We start from the raw sequence: 22,979 nt of genomic DNA on the forward strand, positions 1-22,979 counted from the left end.
AAGCGTGGAAATCAAACACCTGCGGTCGTTCGTGACTTTGGCCGAGGAACTGCACTTCGGTCGGGCTGCGCAGCGTCTGGCCATTGTCCAACCTGCCTTGAGTGCGCAGATTCGTTTGCTCGAGGAGGAGCTGGGCGTGCGTTTGTTCGAGCGCAATCGCCACTCGGTGACGCTGACTGAGGTGGGCAAGGTGTTTCTGCCCGAGGCCCGTGGCACCTTGCATCAGGCCGCCCACGCGGCGGACGTGGCCAAGGCTTGTGGCCGGGGCGAAATCGGCACGCTGCGCTTGGGCTTTGTCTCCTCGGTATTGCCTGAGCTGTTGCCGACGCTGCTGCGCGCGGTGCGTGAGCGTTATCCGCTCATCCAGCTGGAGCTCAAGGATTTGCCGGGGCCGGATCAGGCCAGCGCGCTGAAAAAAGGCCAGCTGGATTTTGGCCTGATGCGCTTGCCTGCGGTGATCCCCGGCATACAGACGCGCAAGCTGTTGCAGGAAGACTTTGTGCTGGCCTTGCCGGCGGGCCATCCGCTGCTGGAGCATGAAGTGCTGGAGCCGGCCATGTTGCTCGGCACCCCGGTGCTGATCCTGGCCAGGCGCTATGCGCCGGGGCATTACGATCAGATGATGCAGGCGCTTAACGCCTTAGGTGTGCAGTTGGAGGTGGCGTCGGAGTTGGGCGAGTTCACCACCATGTTGGCGTTGGTCTCGGCGGGGATGGGCATCGGCCTGCTACCGGCCAATGCAGCCCGTGCGCTGCCGAGTAATGTGCTCGCCAAGGCGCTGCATTTGGGCCAGCACAAGGCCGTGACGGGGCTGGCGTGGGTGGATCTCAACAACCCGCTGAAGAGCACCTTGTATGAGTTGATGGCCGAGTTGTTTTTCGAGGCGTCTTGATGGGATGGCTCATCGCGTTAGGCCTGGGTGTGGGCAGTTGCGGGGGAATTGTGGTGCGGCTGCCAGCGACAGGCTAGCTATTGCGCTGCTCTTGTTCAGCCAGCTTGCAGGGCTCAGGCGCACAAATGTGCCAGCCTCTGGAGTTGTGAGCGCAAACGGTTTAGCTCGCTCGGCAAAGCCTGTATAAGGCCCAACCAACAGCTGTAGTTAAAGGAATTCTGTTGATGCATCGGTTATGGATGCTGCTTTTGTTGGCAGTGCTGGCGGGTTGTTCGACCACGCCGCCGAAGAACGTGAACAATCTCTGCGAGATTTTCCGCGAAAAACCCAAGTGGCATGAGGCGGCGCTGGCGATGCAAAAGCGCTGGGGCGCGCCGATTCAGGTACCGATGGCGATGATGTATCAGGAATCGTCGTTTAAGCACGATGCCTTGCCGCCGCGTTATTACTTCCTCGGTTTTATCCCTTGGGGCCGAGTCAGCACGGCCTATGGCTATGCCCAAGCCAAAGACGAGACCTGGGCGGACTACAAGCGTGAGGCCGGCCGTTGGGGCGCAGATCGCGATGACTTTGCCGATGCCATCGACTTTATGGGTTGGTTTATGGCCAAAACCCGTAAGGTCAACGGCGTATCGCTGTGGGACGCCTACGCCCAGTACCTCAACTACCACGAGGGCTGGGGTGGCTATCGTAATCGCACTTATGAGGCCAAACCTTGGCTTAAACGCACCTCCCAAGTCGTCCAGCAGCGCGCCTCGCAGTACGGCGCGCAGTACCGCAGTTGCCAGAACAACCTGCCGAGCAGCGGCTGGTTCTGGTAGGCCGATTTGGCTTGCTCGATTAGTCAGATTGCTTTGCTGATGTCGCGGGCCATGGTGGATGGATAAAGCGCCAGCTACGCGCCCCGATCAGGTACAGCGTAGGGCGGTCAACGCGCATCTTGGCCGCCGTTTTTGCCTGTTGCTGGGGTTAATGGGGGATGGGTGAAGCGTATCTGGCTGCATCTGCGGTCGGTTATTGCGCTCGGCCTATCTGGGCTGACACCTGCGATGCAAGCGCCTGTGCGGCGATTGCATCCTACGCCACTGGCAGCTAAGGCACTCGGGTGTGCTGACTAGGCTCTGGGCGGCGATCAATGCGTGCGGCGAAGGCCTTGACGATTCGCTGGCCATAGAGGCCGACGGCCAAGCCGAGGATGATCAATATCACCGCCAGTGCTTTGCTCAGCGGCACGCTTTCCGCGAACACCAGCACTGAACCAAGCAGACCAAAAATCGGCACCAGCAGCGACAGGGGCGCCACCGTAGACACGGGATAGGTTTTCAGCAGCGAGTTCCACAGCCAGTAAGCGAACAGGGTGTTGGGATAGACCTGATAGAGGATCGCCAGCACGGTGCTGGCGTCGAGTTGGCTGATCAGCGAGTGGTAGCTGTTGCTACCGTTTACCGCGTAATCCAGGGCGAACAACGGCAGCGGGGCAAAGGCGCTGGCCCAGACCAAAAAGGCCAGCGGCTGCTGGGTGTTGGCGCGTTTGATGATGATATTAGCCATGCTCCAGGCCACAGCTCCGAACAGCACCAAGAGCACGCCGGACAGGCTGACCGAGCCGTCGGTGATGAGGATGATGCACAGCAGCCCACCCAGGGCTAGCAGCATGCCGAGCAATTGATAGCGGTTGAGCTGTTCTTTGAACAACCAGGCGCCTAGCAGCAGGCTGATAAAGGCGCTGACTTGCAGCACTAACGACGCGATACCCGCTGAAAGCCCAGCCTTGATGCCTAGGTTGACCACTCCCCACAGACCAATGCCAAACACCAAGCCGTAGCTGATCAGGTATCGCCACGGCACCTGAGGCCGGCGAATAAACAACAGCGCGGGGAAGGCGCACAGGCTAAAACGGATGCCGGCCAAGAGCAGCGGATCAACGCTGGCCAAGCTCAGTTTGATCAGTGAAAAGTTAAAGCCCCAGATGGCGGTGATCAGCACGGCCAAGGCGATGTGTTGGGGTTTCATTGAGGTTCACCAGATTAACGCGGCACGTTGGCTTGTTGAGCCGGGTTGGTGGCTTGTTCGTAGCCCCAATACAGCAGCGCCGTGGAGCTGATGGCGGCACCTAACAGGCACACGCTGAGCCAGCCGTAATGGGCGTAGATGTAGGTCGAGGCGAGAGCACCCAGGCCGCTGCCCACCGAGTAAAAGACCATATAGGCGCCGACCAAACGACTTTGTGCATCGGGCCGCGCGGCGAAGATCAGACTTTGGTTGGTGACGTGCACCGCTTGTACGGCAAAGTCGAGCAGCACCACACCAAGTATCAAAGCCAGCAACGAGCTGTGGAGCAGGGCGCTGGGCAGCCACGACAGCGTTAGCAGCGCCAGGGCGATGCCGGTGCTGCGGTTAGCCTTACCTTGGTCGGCCAGACGCCCAGCGTTGGCAGCCGCTAGGGCGCCAGCCACACCTGCCAGGCCAAACAGGCCAATCTGGGTGTGCGTGAGCGCTAAAGGCGGTGCGCTCAAAGGCAGCACCATGGCCGTCCACAACACGCTCAGGGCGGCAAAGATCAGCAGGGCATAGATGCCGCGCACGCGTAAGGTGCGCTCAGTGCGGTAAAGCTCAAGCGTCGAACTGAGTAATTGCCAGTAGCTGCCGTTTGTGCGCGGTGTCTGGATGGCGGGCAAGTTGCGGTAAAGCACTACGGCCATGCCCAGCATCAGCGCGGCAGAGACAAAATAAACGCTGCGCCAGCCGGCTAAATCCGCCAGTGCTCCGGATACGAAGCGCGCCAGTAGAATCCCCAATACCACGCCGCTGGTGACCCTGCCCACGATGGCGCCGCGTTGCTCGGTGCTGGCCAAGGACGCCGCGTAGGCCACCAACACCTGCACCACGACTGCCAGCAACCCGACCATCAGCAGTGCCGCCAATAGCAGCGCCCAGTGCTGGGCAAAGCCCACGGCGCAGAGGGCGATGGCGCCGAGCAGCAATTGGCTGAGGATCAGTTTTTTGCGATTGAGCAGGTCGCCCAGCGGCACAATCAACAGCAGCCCAACGGCGTAACCAGCCTGGGTAAAGGTCACCACCTGACCAATGACACTGGGGCTGACGTTAAGGCTGCTGGCCATGGACTCCAGCAGTGGCTGGGCGAAGTACACATTGGCCACCGCTAGGCCACAGGTGATGGCGAACAGCAGCGTTAGCCCGCGGCTCAGCGCTGAGGCGCTAGAGGTGGACGGCGCAGATTTAGAGGCGGTCTTGTGCGGGATCGGGGCCATATTCCTGTCCTTGGAGATTCTAGTTTCAAATTGAAACTAGTTTCTTTTAGCAATTCAATTGCCTCAGTGCAATGGTTTTAAGAAGATGGCCGCTTTATGGTGTGCGCCCATTAGCGAGCGAGGAGGGAGAGTTATGGCCAAACAGACCCAACTGGCCCACTGCGAATGCCCGGTGGCGCGAGCCTTAGAAGCCATTGGTGATCGCTGGGTGTTGCTGATTATTCGCGACGCCTTTGACGACGTGCGGCGTTTTGGCGAGTTTCATAAGCGCCTTGGCTTGGCCAGAAATGTGCTGACCATCAAGCTCAAACAACTGGTGGAGTTAGGTATCTTGGCTGTGCAGCCAGCCTCCGACGGCAGTGCTTACAAGGAGTACGTGCTCACCGACATGGGCCGCGCGGTGTTCCCCATCGTGGTCAGCCTGCGCCAGTGGGGAGAGCGTTATTTGTTTGAACAGGGCGAAAGCTATTCGCAGTTGCTCGATAACGATCAAGCCGAACAAGTGCAAACCATCAGCGTGCGCTCGCGCTCGGGCAAAGCCCTAAACCCAGAGGATTGCCACCGGCGGGTGGTAAGGCATGAGGGGTGATGACATCAATCTAGATGGATTAACTCGTAGCCTGGATTAGGCGCGTAGCGACGTAATCCGGGAGGGCTTGCGGTGTGCCGGACTGTCCCTTGAAACTAACGTTCGCCTCACCCAGCGGTGCAAGCGCCTGTGCGGCGATTGCACCTTACTGAGCTATGGATTAACTCGTAGCCTGGATTAGGCGCGTAGCGACGTAATCCGGGAGGGCTTGCGGTGCGCCTGGCTGTCCCTTGAGATTCACGTTCGCCTCAACCAGCGGTGCAAGCGCCTGTGCGGCGATTGCACCTACTTAGCTGGGTGTCCCACTTACGCGCGTTTATTCAGGCCCTTGGCCAGGCGGTCGCCGCCGTATTGGATCAGGCACACCAATGCCACCAGGGCGACGATCACGGTGAGCATCACTTGGCTGTCAAACCGCTGGTAGCCATAGCGGTAGGCCAAGTCCCCGAGGCCGCCTGCGCCGATGGCGCCGGCCATGGCCGAGGAGTTGATCATGGTCACCAGGGTGATGGTAAAGCCACCAACGATACCGGGCAGCGCCTCGGGCAACAGCACATGCCAAACGATATGCCAGCGCCGGCAGCCCATGGCTTGCGCGGCCTCGATCAAGCCGTGGTCGACCTCACGCAAACTCACCTCGGCAATCCGCGCAAAGAATGGCGTGGCGGCGATGGTCAGGGGGACCACAGCGGCCCACACGCCATAGGTGGTGCCGACGATCAGGCGGGTGAAGGGAATCAGCGCCACCATCAAGATCAGAAACGGAATCGAGCGGAACAGGTTAACGATGCTGCCCAGCAGTTGATTCCACTTAGGCGCAGCGAAGATGCCGCCGCGTTCACTGGTGACCAAAAATACCGCGAGCGGTATGCCCAGCAGCAGGGCGATCAGCGACGACACGCCGACCATCAGCAGGGTGTCGATAAAACCTTGCCAGAGGCGTTCAAGCAGCAGCGACATAACCCAGTACCTCCACTTGATCGGCCAGTTGACGGGCTTTGCTTAGCAGTTGTTCGTGGCTGTGCGGCGAGTCTTTGATCGCCAGCAGCAGATAACCCAAGGGGTGGCCCTGGATGCGCTCGATGCCGGCATCCAGCAAGGCCAGCTTGCCGCCCAAGGCTTGGCTGAGCTCGGTTAGATCCGGCTCGGCGCGCTGCCCGGCAAATTGCAGGCGCAGGGTCAGGCTGTCACTGCTGCTTTGTGCATGCGCGTGCAGACGCGCTTGCAAATCCGCCGGCAGGCTTTGCCGCAGCGGCGCGAGCAGGGTGCGGGTGACTTCATGCAGGGGGTTGCCGAACACCTCCCAGACCTGACCTTGCTCGACCACGTTGCCGCGCTCCAGCACCACCACGCGGTCACAGATGGCGCGGATCACCGCCATCTCATGGGTGATGAGGACGATGGTCAGGCCCAGCTGTTGGTTGATCTTGCTCAGCAGGGCGAGAATCGCTTGGGTGGTTTCCGGGTCGAGGGCGCTGGTGGCTTCGTCGCAGAGCAAAATATCCGGGTCGTGCACCAGTGCGCGGGCAATACCGACCCGCTGTTTTTGCCCGCCGGAGAGTTGCGCCGGGTAGACCTTGTGCTTGTCTTGCAGGCCCACCAGTTCGAGCAACTCACGCACTTTTTGCTGGCGCTGAGCTTTCGCCACGCCGGCGACGCGCAGCGGTAACTCGACGTTTTGCCACACGGTTTTCGCCGACATCAGGTTGAAGTGTTGGAAGATCATGCCGATGCGCCGGCGCTGTGCAACCAAGGCGTCTTCATCGAGCAGGCCGATGTCCTGACCTGCGATCAGTACCTGGCCGCTGGTGGGTTGTTCCAAGCGGTTGATGCTGCGAAGCAGCGACGATTTACCGGCACCACTGCGGCCGATAATGCCGAAGACTTCGCCTTTAGGGATGCTTAGGTTGATCTCGCGCAGGGCTTCCACGCCGCTGTCGTAGCGCTTGCCCAACCCCACCAGTTGCACATGGGCTTGGGCTTGTACGGCGTGGGGCAAGTGGGCCTCGAAGCCAGTCATGTTATTGCTCCCAGCCGGCTTGGTAGAGCGTGCCGAGGTATTGATCCAACGCGGCGCGCACCACCGGAGAGTGCTGGTAGATATCGACGAATTGCTTGATCCGTGGGTCGTCTTTTTTCTGTGGCTGAATCACAAACTGGATGATGTATTCGGGGTGATCGAGGCCGTCAAATAGCAGCGCCGAGGTGGGGTCGAACAGTTTGGATTGGCGGATATAGGCCGGATAGCCCTGCACCAGATCCACATCATCGTAGGCCGGCACCAGTTGCACGGCTTCGAGCTGAATGATGTTGATGTGCTTAGGATTAGTGAGGATGTCTTCTTCAGTGGCTTTGTAACCCACTCCCGGCTTGAGGGTGATCAGCCCGGCCTTGGCCAGCAATTGCAGGCCACGGCCGCTGTTGATCGGGTCGTTGGCGATGGCCACGCGGGCACCTTCGGGCAGCTCAGCGAAGCTTTTGTACTTCTTCGAATACAGCCCGACGTTGTTGATCACCCCCGGTGCGTAGGGCACCAGATCAAAGCCGGCTTCGGCTTTGGCGTTTTCCAAAAAGGGGATGTGCTGGAAGTAGTTCACGTCGATATCGCCGTTGGCCAGGCTGACGTTGGGTGCGATCCAGTCGCTGAACTCGATCAGCTCGACTTCCAAGCCCTGTTTCTTCGCCTCGGCCACGGCGGTTTCCAAGGGCTGGGAAAAGGCGGCGGTGGAGCCGAGTTTAAGCGGCTCGGCGGCCTGCACTAAGGCGACAGGCAGCAGGCTAAGCAGGGCGGTGAGAGCAAACTGGCGAAGGGGGTGGCGCATAGCGGCTTCCTTGTTGGCTTAGAGCAAATTAAGAACGGCAGGGTTAAGTTTGCTGCTGCTGTTGTCGCCCAGGCGCTGCGGATCACGCCACTGCGCGGCGCTGTGCTGGGCCGGCAGGCGCGGGCCTTGGTGGAATAGTTTGTGGCGCAGGCTGCCTTCGCTGTAGGCGGTTTTGTAAGCGCCACGGCTTTGCAGCTCGGGGATCACCAGCTCGATAAAGTCGGCATAGCTTTGCGGGGTGACGATGCGGGTCAGGTTAAAGCCGTCCAGGCCGGTCTCGCTGATCCAGCTTTGCAGTTGATCGGCCACCTGCGTCGGTGAACCGACCAGCACGGTGTAACGACCGCCCAAGGCGTGTTGTTCGAGCAGGCGGCGCTTGGTCCAGCCGCTGTCTTTGCCGGTAAAGGCTTTAACCACGGACTCGATGGCGTTGGTTTTTTGATAGTGGATCGGCTCATCCAGGCTGTAGTCGGCGAAGTCGATCCCGGTGGAGCTGGAGAAGTGCGCCAGGCCCGCCTCGGGGCTGGCGTAGCGCAGGTACTCGGCGTGCTTGGCGCGGGCTTCGGCCTCAGTGGGCGCGACGATCACGCTGATGCCCATAAACACTTTGATCGAATCCGCCGGGCGCCCGGCGGCCACCGCGCTGGCGCGCACCTTGTTGACCTGCTCGCGCACTGCCAAGTGGCTATTGCCGCCGATAAACACGCATTCGGCATGCTCTCCGGCAAAGGCCAGACCCCGTGTGGAAGAGCCGGCCTGGAACAGCACCGGGGTGCGCTGCGGCGAGGGCTGGCTTAAGTGATAACCCTCCACCTGATAGAACTCGCCGTGGTGCTGCACCTTATGCACCTTGCCCGGTTGGGCGTAGAGGCGCTGGCTGCGGTCGGCGACCACGGCATCGTCTTGCCAGCTGCCTTCGAGCAGCTTGTACAGCACCTCTAAATATTCATCGGCCTGGTCATAGCGGCGGTCGTGTTCGATCTGCTGGCTGAGGCCCATGGCTTTGGCGGCGCTGTCCAAATAGCCGGTGACGATATTCCAGCCGATGCGGCCATTGCTCAGGTGGTCCAGGGTCGACAGGCGCCGGGCGAATAAATAGGGCGGCTCGTAGGTGAGGTTGGCGGTGACACCAAAACCTAAGTGTTGGGTTACACCGGCCATGGCCGAGACCAGCAGCAGCGGGTCGTTGACCGGTAACTGAATGGCCTCGCGCAGGGGCAGATCGATGGACTGTTGATACACGTCATACACGCCGAGGATATCGGCGATAAACAGGCCATCGAACAGGCCGCGCTCCAGCAGCTTAGCCAGATCCGTCCAGTAACTCAGGCTGTTGAAGTCAGTGGAAGTGTCGTCCGGATGGGTCCACAAACCATGATGGATATGGCCGACGCAGTTCATATTGAAGGCGTTGAGCAGGATCTCTTTACTGGCCATCAGATGGTCCCCCGCCGTGGTGGCAGGCTGTCGTTGAGGTAGTAGTTGCCGACGGCGTGGTACTTCCAGCGCACAGGATCGTGCAGGGTGTGGGTGCGCGCGTTGCGCCAATGTCGATCGAGGTTGTACTGGGCCAAGGTGCCACGGCTGCCGGCCAGCTCCAGCAGTTTGCTGGCGCTATTGAGCGAGGCTTCGGTGCTGATGGCGCGGGCCTCGGCCACCGCCACGGAGGCGGCGGCGACCGTCGCGGCGGTAGGTTTGGCTTGGGCGGCATCGACGTATTCGCCGGCGCGCTCAAGCAAGGCTTCGGCGGCGTGTAATTGGATCACCAGCTCGCCGACGATCTTGATCGACAGCGGATCATCGCTGGCCTTGTCCACCCCGGAATCGATCCACGGCCGCGAGCTGCTGCGGACAAAACTGAGCGCGTCTTCGTAGGCCGCGCGGGCGATGCCGGTATCGATGGCGGCGTGCAGCAGTTGGGCGAACGGGCCGAGGCTGGTGGGGCGCTCAAAGGCGCTTTGAAACGGCACCACATCATCGGCTGCCACCGGCACCTGATCGAGCACCACCGAGCCGCTGCCGGTGGTGCGCTGGCCAAAGCCGGACCAGTCGTCAATCACCTGCAAGCCTTGCGCCCGGTGCGGGACGAAGGCCAGAAAACCTACGCCTTGTTCATCCACCGCTAAGGTCGGGATGCGCTGGGCGTAGAGCGCGCCGGTGGCATAGAACTTACGGCCATTGATGCGGAAGTTGTCGCCATCGGCGATCAGCCGGGTGTTGCGATCCAGCGCGGTTTTGGTGCCCAGTTCGGCGAGGGCATTGCCGAAGCGCTGGCCGCTCAAGACCTCGGCATACAGGCGTTTTTGCTGCTCAGGACTGCCGTTAATGCGCAGCACTTCGAGGGCATAAAAATGGTTCTGCGGAATCTGTCCCAAGGAGCTGTCGGCCTGGGCGATGCGGGCGATCACCTGGGCCAGGGTCACGCTGCTCACCCCCGCGCCGCCGAATATTTTCGGCACGGTGATAGCCCACAGGCCGCTGTGGCTGAACAGTTCCAGTTCAGCGTGGGGCAGCAGGCGTTCGCGGTCGCGTTCGGCGGCGCCGCTGCTAAAGCGTTCAGCCAGTTGGTTAGCCACTTCGAGGGCGTGGCTGTCACTGCGGATAAATTTGGCGTTCATTGGTTAAATCCACGAATGGCGGGCAGGGCGGCTGCCGTTTAAGTGATAGGCGCCAACTGCGTGGTACTTCCAGCGCACCGGGTCGTGCAGGGTGTGGGTGCGCGCATTGCGCCAATGGCGGTCGAGGCCAAATTCAGCCAAGGTGGCGCGGCTGCCGGCCAGCTCCAGCAGTTTTTCGCTGGCCTTGAGGCTGATCTCGGTGCTCAGCACCTTGGCTTCGGCCACCGCAATTGAGGCGCGGGCGGCGCTGTCGGCAGTGATCGGCTCGCGGTTGACTTCATCCAGCACGCGACCGGCGCGGCGCAGCAGGGCTTCGGCAGCGTGCAGCTCGATCTCCAAACGGCCGATATCGGCAATCACATAGGGATCATCACTGGCGCGCTCGACTTGGGCGTCGATCCACGGCCGCGATTTTTCCCGGACAAAACTGATGGTGTCGTTTAGGGCGCCGGCAGCAATACCGGCATCGATGGCGGTTTGGATCAACTGAGAAAAGGCGCCTTGCAAGGTCGGCTGCTGGCTGATCGTTGCCAGCGGGATGATGTTATTGGCGTCCACCTCCACCTGATTCAGCAGCACGGTGCCGCTGGCGGTGGTGCGTTGGCCAAAACCGGACCAGTCATTGACGATGCGCAGGCCCGGGCGACCGCGTTGGATCAGCGCTAATTGCGCCTGCCCCTGGCTATCCAGCGCTTTGGCGGCGACCCAATGGGCAAAGATCGCGCCGGTGGAATAGAACTTCTCGCCGCTTAAAAAGTAGCGGCCATCGCGCTGCTCCAGCTGCGCTTGGATGTCCAGCGTGTGTTTGCTGCTGCGCTCAGGCCCGGCATTGCCGATGCGCCAACCTTGCAACAGGCTGCTGAAGATGCGCTGCTTTTGCTCGGCGTTGGCGGCGGCGTTGAGCAAGCCGATCAAGCCGAAATGGTTTTGCGGAATTTGTCCCAGCGCCGGATCGACAGCGGAGATGAGGCGGAACACTTCGGCGATGGTCACAAACGACAGTTGCGGGCCGCCGTACTCATGAGGAATGGCAATGCTGCCAAGGCCGGAACGGGTGAACTGCTCCACTAACTCCCACGGCAGCTTGCGTTCACGGTCACGCACTATGGCTTGCGCTTTGGCGGCTTCGGCCAGTTTTTTGGCGGCGTTTAGGGCTTGTTCATCGCTCTTGATCAGTGTTGGGGTGAACAGGGGTGGGGCACTGTCCTGATCGCCGCTGTTGAGCGGGTTAACCGGCAGGGCAGTGGTGGTTTGAGCTGTGGCGGCGGTGGCCTTGGCAGGGGTGAAACTGGCCATATCGACATCCTTGGTAAATGGCTAAGCGTGGTCCTACTTCGGCAGGTGAAGCAGTTCCACGCGTCAGGGTCGATATACCTTAGTCCATGGTTGCGGTTGATCTAAAAGAGCTTTTTGGCATAACCATAGATGCGCTCACCTGAACGCAAATCAGCTTTGCAGGCACGCCAAAAAGCGCGCTAAACCGAGGCTTTGGCGCGCTTTTTCAGGCTGTTTAAATGGTCAGGTTTTACCTTGGCGTGTCGCCCAAAATGGTGGCGCGATGCATCACGCGGCGATTGGGTCGGTAGTCATCGACGGCGTAGTGCTGGGTGATGCGGTTGTCCCAAAAAGCGATGTCATTGGCTTGCCAGCGCCAACGTACGGTGAACTCCGGGCGGGTGCTGTGGGCGAAGAGAAAGTTAAGCAAAGCGGTGCTTTCGTGCTCCTCCAACTCATTAATGCGAGTGGTGAAGCCCTCATTCACAAACAGGCCCTTGCGGCCAGTTACTGGGTGAGTGCGGACCACCGGATGGGACAGCGGTGGATGCTTGCGCTGCACTTCGTGATAACGCTCCAGGGCGTCGGGCGTGTTACCGAAGCGTACCAGCGGGAACGAGCGGGTGAAGTCGTGGGTGGCGCTGAGGCCGTCGAGCAACTGCTGCAGGGGCTTGGACAGCGCCTCAAAGGCCGCGCTGCTGCTGGCCCACAGGGTGTCGCCGCCAAACTCTGGCAGCAACTTGGCGGCCAGTACCGCGCCCATGGCTGGCTGCTCAAGGAAGGTAACGTCGGTGTGCCAGATCGCGTTGTCGCGCACGTCGGTTTCCGCGGTATCCAGCACCAATACTTCCGGCTGCTCGGGAATGTTGGGGTAAAGCGGGTGGATATGCAGATCACCAAACTGGCGGGCGAAGCTGGCCTGCTGCGGCGGGGTGATCGGCTGATTACGGAAGAACAGCACCTGATGTTTGAGCAGCGCTTGGGCAATCAGCTGTTGCTGCTCTGAGGTAAGCGGCTGGCTGATGTCAATGCCGTCAATTTGCGCACCTAAGGCGGTGCTTAGCTGGGTAATTTGAATGCTCATCTAAATCCTTCCAACTCAGTGCGCTTGGCCGTGCCAAGGGGCTAATTTACGTTGCAGGGCGCGCAGGCCCAGCTCTAAGAAGAAAGCGATCAGGGCGATAACCAAAATCCCCAGAATCACCACATCGGTGACCAAAAACTGCGCGGCGGACTGCACCATAAAGCCCAGGCCACTGGTGGCGGCGATCAGTTCGGCGGCGACCAAGGTCGACCAGCCCACGCCTAAGCCAATGCGGATACCGGTGAGGATGTCGGGCAGGGCGCTGGGCAGGATCACATGGCGGATCAGCTGCCATTGGCTGGCGCCCAAGGCTTGCGCGGCGCGGATTTTCGTCGGGTCAACGGTACGCACGCCGGTGGCGGTGGCGATGGCAATCGGAGCGAAGATGGCGAGGAAAATCAGCAGGACTTTCGACAGTTCGCCGATGCCGCACCAGATCACAATCAATGGCAAATAGGCCAGCGGCGGAATCGGCCGGTAGAACTCGATCAGCGGATCAAAAATGCCCCGGGCAATGCGGTTGTAGCCAATGGCGATACCCAGCGGAATGGCAGTCAGCACCGCTGCCACCAAGCCCAAACCAATGCGCTGCAAGCTGGCGGCCAAATGCTGCCACAGGCTGGCGTCCATATAGCCCTGGGTCAGCACGATCCAGCCGCGTGCGGCTACGGCTTGGGGGCTGGGCAGGAACAGCGGCTCGATGACTCCGAAGTAAGTCACCGCCCACCAGCTCCACAGCAAGAAGCCAACGGTCAGGCAACTGATGGCCAAGGTGCTGAGTTGGCGTGGCGCGCGCTGAGCGGTTTGCTCTTTGGCGTCGTTGGAGTAGATGTATTCAAAGCTGCTCATGAGCGACTCCCTTGGCGTTCGGCAAAAACTTGCGCCAGTACATGCTCGCGGGTGGCAATAAACTCAGGGTCGGATTTGATCGCGCGGGCGCTTTCCCCGGCGCTATAGCGCTGGCCAAAATTGAGCTTGAGGCGTTCGCTGACGCGGCCAGGGTTGGGCGCAAGGAGGATCAGGTCGGTGGCGAGGAACACCGCTTCTTCGATGTCGTGGGTGATCAGAAACACCGGCTTGGCGGTGCGTTGCCACACTTGCAGGAGCAGCTCTTGCATCTGTTCGCGGGTGAAGGCGTCCAGAGCGCCGAATGGTTCATCCATCAGCAAGACGCGCGGTTCGGCCGCTAATGCGCGGGCAATCCCGACACGCTGGCGCTGACCGCCGGATAGCTCCCAAATACGCCGTTGTTCAAAGCCGGCCAAGTCGACCAGACCGAGCAGCTCGCGTGCTTTGGCTTCACGCTGGGCACGGCTGACCCCGGCCAGCTGCAAACCAAAGGCGACGTTCTCCAATACGTTTTGCCAGGGCAGCAGGGCGTCGTCTTGGAACACCACGCCACGGTCGGCGCCGGGGCCGCGGACAATTTCTTGGTCGAGGGTGATACGGCCAGCGCTAGGGTTGACGAAGCCGGCAATTAAATTGAGCAGGGTGGTTTTACCGCTACCCGACGGGCCGAGGGCGACCAGCAATTGCTGCGGGCCCAGGCTCAGGGAAATATCCGTCAGTACCGGCTCGGCCGCGCCGGGGTACTGTGCGCTGATACGCTCCAGTTCTAGTAAGGCCATGTTACTGCTCTCATCAGTGACGTACCGCTTAGGTCTGCGGCACAAAGACGGTGACTGCGGCCAAGCAGCGAGCTCAGGCTCCAGCTGTTCGGCGAAAAGGGGCCAGCCTTGGCGAATACCCGGTGCAGGTCAGTGGCGGTGTTCCGCTACCGACCCGCAACACCCGTCACGAAGACGGGTATTGGCACTGGGGATGACCAGCTTCCTGCCAGTCATTGCAACAACCTGGATTACTCGGCAGGGATGTATTGGTTGGTCACGTAGCCGCTGTAGTCAGGCAGCACGGCGTCAACCTTGCCTTGCTCCTTGAGGAACGCGGCGGTGTCGGTGATGGCTTTAACAGTGGGCGCACCCAGCGCTTCACGTTGCTCGGCGGCGACTGGGAATACGTTGCCTTGCAGCAGGCCGGGGACGTCTTCAGCTTTAGCGCCGGAGAGCTTGACCACTTTGTCGATGTTGCTGCTGTCGGCCAGCCAGGCTTGTGGGGCTTGGCGATATTTGGCGTAGGCGTCGAGGGTCACTTTGGCGAAGGCGCGCACGGCGTCCGGGTGCTTCTCGGCGAAGTCTTTACGCACCACCCAACCATCGAAGGTCGGCGCGCCCAGCTTGCCCAACTCACCGGAGGTGATCAGCACTTTGCCGGACTCTTTGGCCACGCCCAGCGCTGGGTCCCATACGTAGGTGCCGTCGATATCACCGCGTTTCCATGCGGCGATAATGGCCGGTGGCGCCAGGTTGATGATCTGCACACTGCTCGGCTCGACTTTCCAGTGCTTCAGCGCGGCGAGCAGGCTGTAATGGCCGGTGGAGACAAACGGCACGGCAATCTTTTTGCCTTTGAGGTCTTGTGGCCCGTTAATTTTGCTGGTGTTGCTCACCACCAGAGCTTCAGACGCTCCGAGCTGGGCGGCAATCAGGAAGGTCTGGATCGGCAGTTGGCGAGTCGAAGCCGCAGTGATGGGGCTGGAGCCGATATAGCCGATCTGTACGTCGCCGGAAGCGACAGCGGTGATCACTTCAGCGCCGCCATCAAATTTGCGCCAGTCGATTTTCGCCTTGCTGGCTTTTTCGTATTCGCCGTCGGCTTGAGCGACCTTGGACGGGTCCACTACGGTTTGGTAAGCAACGGTAAAGTCCGCAGCCTGAGCGCTCAGGGCAAAACCGGTAACAGCGATGGCTGCCAGCAGACGGCGGGGACGGAAGAGGTGACGCATAGCAGACTCCTGAACGGCCGGCCGACTCTTGAGTGGCCAGATCAATATTATTAAGTGGCTGTTTTGGGCTGGTTTTTTAGCCCGTGGAAAGAAGCTTATCGGTATAAAAAAACTGTAATAAATACTTTTTAGTACTAAGCATATGAGCGTTATTGTCAGACGTTTGTCCGGCATTACGCCTGTTTACAAGGCCTCTGGCGCATTTCGCTTGTTCATCCTTGGCCTAGAGCCTGTGGCGTTTAAAGCTGAATTGGCGTGAAACCTGCTTCAGGCAAATGTTCGCCGGTTTTTTGTCACCGGCATGGGAGATTGAGCATGCGTTTTGCGTTAGTGATTGGCCTGTCCCTGCTTATGGGCGGCTGTATGAAACCCAGCGATATGGCCGATGGCGCTATCTATCAGCTGCGTGATGTCGGCATCCTCGACCACAGCCACGCCCAGCGCGCCAACAACTGGCGGCTGCAGCCAGACTCGTTTATCTATATCGCCCAAGGCCACTTCGTGCCGCCGGGGGGCAACTATCCACGGCCTAACGTGGTGGCTGAAGAAACCTATAACGGTTTTGTCGAGTATTTCCCCATGGTCCGCCGCGCCCACGCCCCACAGGGCCTGGAACAGGCCATGACGGACGCCCGCAAGCTAGGCGCGCACTATGTGCTGTACACCCGCTTTGCCTCGGCGGATGACCGTATCGGTACTTTTGAAGAGTGGGAAGAGCAGGAGGCATTGGACCGCCTGGGCACCGACAGGTCGGTGGTGCAGATGATGCTGATTGAGACCAATACCCGCTATTTGGTCGATACCGCACGTATTCGTAACCGCGGCGGCTTGCTCTCGTTCTATGATGGGCAACCCCAGGATCTGCTGGGCCCAGCCCTGCGCGATTATGCGCAAAGCCTGCTGGGCTTGAGCGAATAGGACGCCATGGCATGACTGACAGTGCAAAGGCCGGCAACCTGCTGGCGCAAATCCCCAAGGCCGACGGCAAAGGCTTGCCGCCGGTGCATTTGTGGAACCCCGACTTTTGCGGCGATATCGACATGCGTATCGCCCGCGACGGCACCTGGTACTACCTGGGCACGCCGATTGGGCGCAAGCCCATGGTCAAGCTGTTCTCCAGCATCATCCGCCGCGACGGCGATGATTACTTCCTGATCACCCCGGTGGAGAAAGTCGGCATCAAGGTCGATGACGCGCCCTTTGTCGCTGTCACCTTGGCGGTTGAGGGGCAGGGCGCTGAGCAGGTGCTGCGCTTCACCACCAATGTGGAGGATGAGGTGGTCGCCGGCAGCGAGCATCCGCTGCGCTTTGCCTTAGCTGAGGGTACCGATGAGCCTGCGCCTTATGTGCATGTGCGCAGCAATTTGGAAGCGCTGATCCACCGCAATGTGTTTTACCAGTTGGTTGATCTGGCTGTGTCGCGTGAAATCGACGGGCAGAGCTGGTTGGGCGTGTACAGCCGTGGTGAGTTCTTCCCCATTGGTCCTGAGCCGGTTTAAGCCCGCTCAGCAGCCATAAAAAAGGCTCCCGAGGGAGCCTTTTTTATGGCAGGCAGGTGCCTGCTTACATATTGGGGTAGTTAGGCCCGCCGGTGCCTTCAGGGGCCACCCAGGTGATGTTCTGGGCCGGGTCCTTGATGTCACAGGTTTTGCAGTGCACGCAGTTCTGCGAGTTGATCTGGAAGCGCTTCTCGCCGTTTTCCTGGGTGACGATTTCATACACCCCGGCTGGGCAGTAACGCTGCGCAGGCTCATCGTACAGTGGCAGGTTTTTCGCCAGCGGGATGCTCGCGTCAGCCAGTTTCAGGTGGCACGGCTGATCTTCTTCGTGGTTGGTGTTGGAAAGGAACACCGAACTCAGTTTGTCGAAGCTCAGTTTGCCATCAGGTTTCGGGTAGTTGATCTGCGGCGCTTGCGCGGCTGGCTTGAGGCAAGCGTAGTCCGGCTTGGTATCATGCAGGGTGAACGGCAGTTTGCCGCCGAAGATGTTCTGATCCAGCCAGTTGAAGCCGCCACCGATCAGGGGGCCGAATTTATGAAGGGCCGGGCCGAAGTTACGGCTGGCGAACAGCTCTTCATACAGCCAGCTGGCTTTAAAACCATCGACATAGCCTGTCAGCACATCGCGGCCTTCTTTGCCTGCGAACAGCGCATCAGCCACGGCTTCAGCGGCGAGCATGCCGGACTTCATGGCGGTGTGGCTGCCTTTGATCTTGGCGAAGTTCAGGGTGCCGAGGTCGCAACCGATCAGGGCGCCGCCTGGGAAGACCATCTTCGGCAGCGAGTTGAGACCGCCTTTGCAGATAGCGCGGGCGCCATAGGCCACACGTTTGCCGCCTTCCAGATACTGCGCGACCACCGGGTGGTGTTTGTAGCGCTGGAATTCATCGAATGGCGACAGGTGCGGGTTGGAGTACGACAGGTCAACGATCAGGCCGACTACCACTTGGTTGTTTTCCAGGTGATAAAGGAAGGAGCCGCCGGTGTTTTCTTTACCGATGACATCCAATGGCCAGCCAGCAGTGTGCACCACCAGGCCTTGCTCGTGTTTAGCCGGATCGATATCCCAGATTTCTTTGATGCCGATACCGTAGTGTTGGGCGTCGGCTTCGCTGTCCAAGTTGAATTTCTTGATCAGTTGCTTGCCGATATGGCCACGGCAGCCTTCGGCGAACAGGGTATACTTGGCACGCAGTTCCATGCCTGGGGTGTACAGGCCGTCTTTCGGATTACCCTCATGGTCGACACCCAGGTCGCCGGTGAGAATGCCGTAGACTGCACCGTTTTCGTCGATCAGCGCTTCTTGTGCGGCAAAGCCTGGGTAGATTTCTACGCCGAGGTTCTCCGCTTGCTGAGCCAGCCAACGGCACAGGTTGCCGAGGGAGATGATGTAGTTGCCATGGTTGTGCATGGTCTTGGGTACGAAGAAGTCCGGCACCTTAGTGGCCGCATCGGCGTTCTTCAGGACATAAATGTCGTCACGTTTAACCGGAGTATTGAGCGGGGCGCCGAGTTCTTTCCAGTCGGGGAAGAGTTCACCCAGTGCACGCGGTTCAAAAACAGCACCGGAAAGGATGTGCGCACCTACTTCAGAGCCTTTTTCGACCACGCAGACGCTGATATCTTTACCCGCTTCGGCGGCTTTTTGTTTCAGTCGGCATGCGGCGGACAAACCGGACGGGCCGGCGCCGACGATGACGACGTCGAATTCCATAAATTCGCGTTCCACAGGCAATCTCCTACTCGAGGCTCTCTATATTTTTTAGTGGCTAGTCAGGCTCGGTACCTAGAACGAGCCGACGCATTATATCTAGACACTTCCATGGGTCCAATACAAACGTTTGTTTGAATTTTCTGTAGGGCATGTAGAATGGTACTACATCGCCGAAATTTGGCCGGTTCACTGTATTGACCCGCCTAGGTCGTGCGGTCAATATACGGGCGGTTTTGTGTCTGCCATCTATTGGTTGACTCCCGGTTCCGGCCGGCATGCTGCCCCCGCCATGTTCGCTTCTGGCGACATCCATATTCACCGGAGAGTAACGAGGAATCCATGAAGGTTCTTGTAGCTGTCAAACGAGTGGTCGACTACAACGTCAAAGTTCGTGTTAAAGCGGACAACAGCGGCGTTGATCTTGCCAACGTCAAGATGTCGATGAACCCTTTCTGCGAAATCGCTGTTGAAGAAGCTGTACGCCTGAAAGAGAAGGGCGTGGCGAGCGAAATCGTCGTTGTCACCATTGGCCCGGCCACTGCTCAAGAGCAGCTGCGTACCGCATTGGCCTTAGGTGCTGACCGTGCTGTTCTGGTTGAGTCGGCTGAAGAGCTGAACTCGCTGGCTGTGGCCAAGCTGCTCAAAGCCGTGGTTGATAAAGAACAACCGCAACTGGTTATCCTGGGCAAACAAGCCATCGACAGCGATAACAACCAGACCGGGCAAATGCTCGGTGCTCTGACCGGTTACGCGCAAGGCACTTTCGCCTCCAAAGTTGAACTGGCTGGCGACAAAGTCAACGTCACCCGTGAAATCGACGGCGGCCTGCAAACTGTTGCGCTGAACCTGCCGGCGATCGTGACCACTGACCTGCGTCTGAACGAGCCACGTTACGCGTCGCTGCCGAACATCATGAAGGCCAAGAAAAAGCCGCTGGAAACTGTCACCCCGGCTGACCTGGGTGTTTCCACCGCTTCCACCGTTAAAACCCTGAAAGTCGAAGCGCCTGCTGCGCGCAGCGCCGGCATCAAGGTCAAAACCGTGGCTGAACTGGTCGAGAAACTGAAGAACGAAGCGAAGGTAATCTAAATGGCTATCTTAGTTGTTGCAGAACATACTAACGCTGCGCTGGCTCCGGTGACTCTGAACACTGTGGCCGCTGCACAGAAAATCGGTGGCGATATCCACGTTCTGGTGGCCGGTGCCGGTTGCGCCGCTGCCGCTGAAGCGGCGGCGAAAATCGCTGGCGTGAGCAAAGTGCTGGTAGCCGACAACGCTGCCTTCGCCAACCAACTGCCAGAGAACGTCGCACCGCTGGTCGCTGAACTGGGCAAGGGCTACAGCCACATTCTGGCTGGCGCCACCAGCAACGGCAAAAACATCCTGCCACGCGTTGCTGCGCAGCTGGACGTTGACCAGATCTCGGAAATCATCGCGGTTGAAAGCGCTGATACCTTCAAGCGTCCGATCTACGCCGGTAACGCCATCGCCACCGTACAGTCCAGTGCTGCGATCAAAGTGATCACCGTGCGTGGTACGGGTTTCGACCCAGTGGCGGCCGAAGGCGGTAGCGCTGCAGTTGAAGCGGTTACAGCTGGCGGCGACGCGGGCAAATCGGCTTTCGTTGGCGAAGAGCTGGCTAAGTCCGACCGTCCTGAGCTGACTGCTGCGAAGATCGTCGTTTCCGGCGGTCGTGGCATGCAGAACGGCGACAACTTTAAGATCCTCTACGCCGTGGCTGACAAGCTTGGCGCAGCGGTGGGCGCGTCCCGCGCTGCGGTTGACGCAGGCTTCGTACCGAACGACATGCAGGTCGGTCAGACCGGCAAGATCGTTGCGCCGCAGCTGTACATCGCGGTGGGTATCTCCGGTGCGATCCAGCACCTGGCAGGTATGAAAGACTCCAAAGTGATCGTTGCGATCAACAAGGACGAAGAAGCCCCGATCTTCCAAGTGGCCGACTACGGCCTGGTGGCGGATCTGTTTGAAGCTGTACCTGAGCTGGAAAAACTGGTTTAAATCCAGTCTTTCAGCGCACCAAAAACCCGCTCATTGAGCGGGTTTTTTGCATCTGAGCGCAGGCGTTTAATGGTCTGCGTAGCGCTGGGCAAAGTTGTCGATGGCTACGGCAGGGCTTAGACGCTCAGTGCCTTCAGGCCAATGTGCGACTCGTTTAGCATAAGCAGGCTTGATCACCCCCTAGCATGGTTCTGGCTTGAGCTACTATGCTCAGAACCCCTTCGTTTATCACGCATGTACAGAGACGTCGCCAATGCTCAAGCGTGTCCCCCGCAAAACATTTGTGCTGCTGTTTGCTCTGCTAGTGTTGCCATTTACCGCTGTGGCTGCGGGTAAATGTGAGCGCCTGGTGGCCACTGGTAATCCGGAGTATCCCCCGTATCTGTGGCGCGATCCGCAGAACCCGCAGCAACTGATCGGGGCCAATGCCGACTTGCTGCAGTACTTGGCCAAGCAACTGGGGATCAGTGTTGAGGTGCTGTATACCGGGCCGTGGTCGCGGGCTCAGGATGAAGTGCGCACCGGCCGGGTGGATATGATCGTTGGCGCGTTTTTGACTCTGCCGCGCCTGGAAGTGATGGACTACGTGCATCCGGCCTTCTACGTCACACCTAATGTGGTGTGGGTGCATCGCGGCGCCGAGTTTCCCTATGCCGGCTGGGAAGATTTGCGCGGCCGCACCGGCGATACCCTGGTCAATAACAGTTTCGGTCAGGCCTTTGACAGCTTCGCCCAGACTAATTTGACCTTAGAAGGTGTCTCCAGCCTGAGTCAGGCCTTCAAAAAACTGGTGTTGGGCCGGACGGATTATGTGCTGTACGAGCGTTATCCCGGCCAGGCGCTGGCCGACAGCCAAGGCATGAGTGATGAGCTGCTGGTGTTGGACCCGCCGGTTTCCAGCGAAGGACTGTATCTGACGCTGTCGCATAACTCGGCTTGCAACGACCCCTGGTTGCGCGGCAAGCTTGCCCAGCAACTGACTGAAGCAGTGGCCCAAGGTGTGCCGGATAGCTTGTTGCAGCGCAATCTGCAGCTGTGGAAAGAACAACAGCTTCATCCAGTTGGTGAAGTTAAACAGTAGGAAGTCTCTGTGATTTTTCGACCTCTCTGGGTGCTGATGTTGCCGCTAACGCTGGCGGCCTGTGCCTCTGATCCCGCTCCCGTAGAGCAAATGCGCCTGACCGAACAAACCCTTAGCCAAGCGCAAACCTCAGGCGTGAGCCTTGAGCACTCGCCCACTTTGCAGCAGGCGCAGCACAAATTCAGCGCGGCGCAAGCGGCGATGGCCGAGCAGGATTACAAGCAAGCGCGGATCTACGCCGAGCAGGCTGAGCTGGATGCGCGCTTGGCGGAGAGCCAGCAGTTGACGGAGAAAAGCACCCAGCAGTTGGTGGAACTGACCACCAGCATCAATCGTCTGCGCAAGCAACTAGGGGGCCTGCAATGAGCCCTAAGACCTTGCGTTTGAGCGCGCTGGGCGCGGCGTTACTGTTGGCTGGCTGCGCCACTTCGCCTTCCAGCGAACAAGCGCTGGAGGCTGCCCGTAGCTCGTTTGAGCAAGTGCGTGAAGATGCCGATGTGCTGCGCAGCGCGCCGAAAGATCTGATCCGCGCTGGTGAGTCATTGGCCCGTGCTGATCGCCTGTCGAATTATTGGGGCAGTAGCGATGACGTCGTTCACTACGCCTACCTGAGTCAGCAATACAGCGCCATTGCCAAGCAAAAGAGCGCGCAACTGCTCAATCAAGAGCGCACCGCCAAGCTGGAATTGGACAAGCAGCGCCTGCAGTTGGCCCTGCGCGAAGCCAAATTGCTGAGTGCCCAAGACCAAAGCAGTTGGCTGGAAGAGCAGATGGTCAGCCTGACCCGTGATCAAGATGGTCGCGGCATGGTGATGACCTTGGGCGATGTGGTGTTTGACCCTGATCAAAGCGAACTCAAGCCCTCGGCCAACCGCACGGTGCTGAAAGTGGTGCAGTTCCTCCAGCTCAATCCGCGCCGTACGGTGCGCATCGAGGGCTATACCGATAATCGCGGCAAGCCTGAGGAGAATATTCAACTGTCCCGGGACCGTGCTCAGGCGGTGGCTGATGTGCTGGTTGATTTAGGTGTCGAGCCACGGCGCCTGCAGGTGCAAGGCTATGGCGACAGTTTCCCGGTGGCGGAGAATGCCTCGCAGATGGGGCGCTCGCAAAATCGCCGGGTCGAGATCGTGTTCTCCGACGAGCAGGGCCAGCTCGGCAGCCCACGTTAGTTGGTGCTCGAAGCAAAGCCCCGTTCTGCGGGGCTTTGTCGTTTATGCGGGGCTGTATGGTTGAGAATATTTGTAACTGTTCCGGTGCAATATAGGTTTG

General features: G+C 59.6%; 23 protein-coding genes. 10 read left to right on the top strand and 13 right to left on the bottom strand.

Features of this window, described 5'->3' with window-relative positions:
• Nucleotides 1-4 precede the first annotated feature (4 nt).
• Both NTD81_RS06080 and NTD81_RS06085 read left to right on the top strand, forming a co-directional pair.
• Nucleotides 5-892, top strand: coding sequence for a LysR family transcriptional regulator (locus NTD81_RS06080; protein WP_262182051.1), 888 nt, complete (start codon nucleotides 5-7; stop codon nucleotides 890-892).
• A 224-nt stretch (nucleotides 893-1,116) separates the two neighbouring features.
• Nucleotides 1,117-1,713 (top strand): hypothetical protein, encoded by a 597-nt coding sequence (locus NTD81_RS06085; RefSeq protein ID WP_262180538.1) that lies wholly within the window; start codon nucleotides 1,117-1,119, stop codon nucleotides 1,711-1,713.
• A 271-nt stretch (nucleotides 1,714-1,984) separates the two neighbouring features.
• Here NTD81_RS06085 and NTD81_RS06090 read toward each other — a convergent pair whose 3' ends face one another.
• Both NTD81_RS06090 and NTD81_RS06095 read right to left on the bottom strand, forming a co-directional pair.
• On the bottom strand, nucleotides 1,985-2,905 hold the full coding sequence (locus tag NTD81_RS06090; protein WP_262180540.1) for an EamA family transporter: 921 nt from the start codon (nucleotides 2,903-2,905) through the stop codon (nucleotides 1,985-1,987).
• 14 nt (nucleotides 2,906-2,919) lie between these two features.
• On the bottom strand, nucleotides 2,920-4,164 hold the full coding sequence (locus tag NTD81_RS06095) for an MFS transporter (protein WP_262180542.1): 1,245 nt from the start codon (nucleotides 4,162-4,164) through the stop codon (nucleotides 2,920-2,922).
• Between the two features lie 133 nt (nucleotides 4,165-4,297).
• On the opposite strand from NTD81_RS06095, the gene NTD81_RS06100 reads away from it, so the two are divergent.
• Nucleotides 4,298-4,753 (top strand): winged helix-turn-helix transcriptional regulator, encoded by a 456-nt coding sequence (locus NTD81_RS06100; RefSeq protein ID WP_262180545.1) that lies wholly within the window; start codon nucleotides 4,298-4,300, stop codon nucleotides 4,751-4,753.
• Between the two features lie 306 nt (nucleotides 4,754-5,059).
• Here the strand turns inward: NTD81_RS06100 and NTD81_RS06105 are convergent, their stop codons facing one another.
• The 10 genes from NTD81_RS06105 to tauA all read right to left on the bottom strand — a co-directional run bounded on the left by NTD81_RS06105 (nucleotide 5,060) and on the right by tauA (nucleotide 15,394).
• Nucleotides 5,060-5,713, bottom strand: coding sequence for a methionine ABC transporter permease (locus tag NTD81_RS06105; protein WP_262180547.1), 654 nt, complete (start codon nucleotides 5,711-5,713; stop codon nucleotides 5,060-5,062).
• Nucleotides 5,697-6,773 (bottom strand): methionine ABC transporter ATP-binding protein, encoded by a 1,077-nt coding sequence (locus NTD81_RS06110; RefSeq protein ID WP_262180549.1) that lies wholly within the window; start codon nucleotides 6,771-6,773, stop codon nucleotides 5,697-5,699. The genes NTD81_RS06105 and NTD81_RS06110 overlap by 17 nt, the downstream gene beginning before the upstream one ends.
• Before the next feature lies 1 nt (nucleotide 6,774).
• Nucleotides 6,775-7,575 carry a MetQ/NlpA family ABC transporter substrate-binding protein gene (locus NTD81_RS06115; RefSeq protein ID WP_262180551.1) on the bottom strand — a complete coding sequence of 267 codons (801 nt, stop codon included), beginning with the start codon at nucleotides 7,573-7,575 and terminating at the stop codon, nucleotides 6,775-6,777.
• 18 nt (nucleotides 7,576-7,593) lie between these two features.
• Nucleotides 7,594-9,012, bottom strand: coding sequence for an LLM class flavin-dependent oxidoreductase (locus NTD81_RS06120; RefSeq protein ID WP_262180554.1), 1,419 nt, complete (start codon nucleotides 9,010-9,012; stop codon nucleotides 7,594-7,596).
• On the bottom strand, nucleotides 9,012-10,193 hold the full coding sequence (locus tag NTD81_RS06125; RefSeq protein WP_262180557.1) for an SfnB family sulfur acquisition oxidoreductase: 1,182 nt from the start codon (nucleotides 10,191-10,193) through the stop codon (nucleotides 9,012-9,014). The genes NTD81_RS06120 and NTD81_RS06125 overlap by 1 nt, the downstream gene beginning before the upstream one ends.
• Nucleotides 10,194-10,196: 3 nt before the next feature.
• On the bottom strand, nucleotides 10,197-11,489 hold the full coding sequence (locus NTD81_RS06130) for an SfnB family sulfur acquisition oxidoreductase (protein ID WP_262180559.1): 1,293 nt from the start codon (nucleotides 11,487-11,489) through the stop codon (nucleotides 10,197-10,199).
• A gap of 229 nt (nucleotides 11,490-11,718) precedes the next feature.
• Nucleotides 11,719-12,552, bottom strand: coding sequence for a taurine dioxygenase (gene tauD / locus NTD81_RS06135; RefSeq protein WP_262180562.1), 834 nt, complete (start codon nucleotides 12,550-12,552; stop codon nucleotides 11,719-11,721).
• Nucleotides 12,553-12,567: 15 nt separating this feature from the next.
• Nucleotides 12,568-13,401 (bottom strand): taurine ABC transporter permease TauC, encoded by an 834-nt coding sequence (tauC, locus tag NTD81_RS06140; protein ID WP_262180565.1) that lies wholly within the window; start codon nucleotides 13,399-13,401, stop codon nucleotides 12,568-12,570.
• Entirely contained in the window at nucleotides 13,398-14,180 is a 783-nt protein-coding gene (gene tauB / locus NTD81_RS06145) for a taurine ABC transporter ATP-binding subunit (RefSeq protein ID WP_262180568.1), read from the bottom strand. The genes tauC and tauB overlap by 4 nt, the downstream gene beginning before the upstream one ends.
• 230 nt (nucleotides 14,181-14,410) lie before the next feature.
• Nucleotides 14,411-15,394: a taurine ABC transporter substrate-binding protein gene (gene tauA / locus NTD81_RS06150; RefSeq protein WP_262180571.1), complete on the bottom strand. Its 984-nt coding sequence runs from the start codon at nucleotides 15,392-15,394 to the stop codon at nucleotides 14,411-14,413.
• Nucleotides 15,395-15,709: 315 nt separating this feature from the next.
• Here tauA and NTD81_RS06155 point away from each other — a divergent pair, with 315 nt between their 5' ends.
• A complete protein-coding gene (locus tag NTD81_RS06155; RefSeq protein ID WP_262180573.1) occupies nucleotides 15,710-16,312 on the top strand; it encodes a DUF4823 domain-containing protein in 603 nt (200 codons plus the stop codon).
• An 11-nt stretch (nucleotides 16,313-16,323) separates the two neighbouring features.
• Nucleotides 16,324-16,893, top strand: coding sequence for a DUF1285 domain-containing protein (locus NTD81_RS06160; protein WP_262180576.1), 570 nt, complete (start codon nucleotides 16,324-16,326; stop codon nucleotides 16,891-16,893).
• A 64-nt stretch (nucleotides 16,894-16,957) separates the two neighbouring features.
• On the opposite strand, the gene NTD81_RS06165 is transcribed toward NTD81_RS06160, so the two are convergent.
• The gene (locus tag NTD81_RS06165; RefSeq protein ID WP_262180579.1) at nucleotides 16,958-18,622 is read right to left on the bottom strand and encodes an electron transfer flavoprotein-ubiquinone oxidoreductase; all 1,665 of its coding nucleotides are present in this window, start codon (nucleotides 18,620-18,622) and stop codon (nucleotides 16,958-16,960) included.
• Between the two features lie 324 nt (nucleotides 18,623-18,946).
• Here NTD81_RS06165 and NTD81_RS06170 point away from each other — a divergent pair, with 324 nt between their 5' ends.
• The 5 genes from NTD81_RS06170 (at nucleotide 18,947) to NTD81_RS06190 (ending at nucleotide 22,879) form a co-directional block, all read left to right on the top strand.
• Nucleotides 18,947-19,696, top strand: a complete 750-nt coding sequence (locus NTD81_RS06170; RefSeq protein WP_262180581.1) for an electron transfer flavoprotein subunit beta/FixA family protein — start codon at nucleotides 18,947-18,949, stop codon at nucleotides 19,694-19,696.
• Nucleotides 19,697-20,626 carry an electron transfer flavoprotein subunit alpha/FixB family protein gene (locus NTD81_RS06175; protein WP_262180584.1) on the top strand — a complete coding sequence of 310 codons (930 nt, stop codon included), beginning with the start codon at nucleotides 19,697-19,699 and terminating at the stop codon, nucleotides 20,624-20,626.
• 253 nt (nucleotides 20,627-20,879) lie between these two features.
• Entirely contained in the window at nucleotides 20,880-21,707 is an 828-nt protein-coding gene (locus NTD81_RS06180) for a substrate-binding periplasmic protein (protein ID WP_262180587.1), read from the top strand.
• Between the two features lie 9 nt (nucleotides 21,708-21,716).
• Nucleotides 21,717-22,073: a DUF4398 domain-containing protein gene (locus NTD81_RS06185; protein WP_262180589.1), complete on the top strand. Its 357-nt coding sequence runs from the start codon at nucleotides 21,717-21,719 to the stop codon at nucleotides 22,071-22,073.
• The gene (locus NTD81_RS06190; RefSeq protein WP_262180590.1) at nucleotides 22,070-22,879 is read left to right on the top strand and encodes an OmpA family protein; all 810 of its coding nucleotides are present in this window, start codon (nucleotides 22,070-22,072) and stop codon (nucleotides 22,877-22,879) included. The genes NTD81_RS06185 and NTD81_RS06190 overlap by 4 nt, the downstream gene beginning before the upstream one ends.
• The last annotated feature ends 100 nt before the right edge of the window (nucleotides 22,880-22,979 follow it).

Origin of the sequence: Pseudomonas sp. 5P_3.1_Bac2 (assembly GCF_025465995.1) — a bacterium.
Taxonomy (GTDB): domain Bacteria; phylum Pseudomonadota; class Gammaproteobacteria; order Pseudomonadales; family Pseudomonadaceae; genus Aquipseudomonas.

Coding starts and splice junctions, on each gene's coding strand:
- tauD (WP_262180562.1), bottom strand. CDS start 12,552: ATGAGCATTCAAATTACCCAGCTAAGCACCGCCTTAGGTGCGCAAATT.
- NTD81_RS06110 (WP_262180549.1), bottom strand. CDS start 6,773: ATGACTGGCTTCGAGGCCCACTTGCCCCACGCCGTACAAGCCCAAGCC.
- tauB (WP_262180568.1), bottom strand. CDS start 14,180: ATGGCCTTACTAGAACTGGAGCGTATCAGCGCACAGTACCCCGGCGCG.
- NTD81_RS06115 (WP_262180551.1), bottom strand. CDS start 7,575: ATGCGCCACCCCCTTCGCCAGTTTGCTCTCACCGCCCTGCTTAGCCTG.
- NTD81_RS06085 (WP_262180538.1), top strand. CDS start 1,117: ATGCATCGGTTATGGATGCTGCTTTTGTTGGCAGTGCTGGCGGGTTGT.
- NTD81_RS06190 (WP_262180590.1), top strand. CDS start 22,070: ATGAGCCCTAAGACCTTGCGTTTGAGCGCGCTGGGCGCGGCGTTACTG.
- NTD81_RS06170 (WP_262180581.1), top strand. CDS start 18,947: ATGAAGGTTCTTGTAGCTGTCAAACGAGTGGTCGACTACAACGTCAAA.
- tauA (WP_262180571.1), bottom strand. CDS start 15,394: ATGCGTCACCTCTTCCGTCCCCGCCGTCTGCTGGCAGCCATCGCTGTT.
- NTD81_RS06130 (WP_262180559.1), bottom strand. CDS start 11,489: ATGGCCAGTTTCACCCCTGCCAAGGCCACCGCCGCCACAGCTCAAACC.
- NTD81_RS06125 (WP_262180557.1), bottom strand. CDS start 10,193: ATGAACGCCAAATTTATCCGCAGTGACAGCCACGCCCTCGAAGTGGCT.
- NTD81_RS06160 (WP_262180576.1), top strand. CDS start 16,324: ATGACTGACAGTGCAAAGGCCGGCAACCTGCTGGCGCAAATCCCCAAG.
- NTD81_RS06095 (WP_262180542.1), bottom strand. CDS start 4,164: ATGGCCCCGATCCCGCACAAGACCGCCTCTAAATCTGCGCCGTCCACC.
- NTD81_RS06180 (WP_262180587.1), top strand. CDS start 20,880: ATGCTCAAGCGTGTCCCCCGCAAAACATTTGTGCTGCTGTTTGCTCTG.
- NTD81_RS06100 (WP_262180545.1), top strand. CDS start 4,298: ATGGCCAAACAGACCCAACTGGCCCACTGCGAATGCCCGGTGGCGCGA.
- NTD81_RS06090 (WP_262180540.1), bottom strand. CDS start 2,905: ATGAAACCCCAACACATCGCCTTGGCCGTGCTGATCACCGCCATCTGG.
- NTD81_RS06175 (WP_262180584.1), top strand. CDS start 19,697: ATGGCTATCTTAGTTGTTGCAGAACATACTAACGCTGCGCTGGCTCCG.
- tauC (WP_262180565.1), bottom strand. CDS start 13,401: ATGAGCAGCTTTGAATACATCTACTCCAACGACGCCAAAGAGCAAACC.
- NTD81_RS06105 (WP_262180547.1), bottom strand. CDS start 5,713: ATGTCGCTGCTGCTTGAACGCCTCTGGCAAGGTTTTATCGACACCCTG.
- NTD81_RS06120 (WP_262180554.1), bottom strand. CDS start 9,012: ATGGCCAGTAAAGAGATCCTGCTCAACGCCTTCAATATGAACTGCGTC.
- NTD81_RS06155 (WP_262180573.1), top strand. CDS start 15,710: ATGCGTTTTGCGTTAGTGATTGGCCTGTCCCTGCTTATGGGCGGCTGT.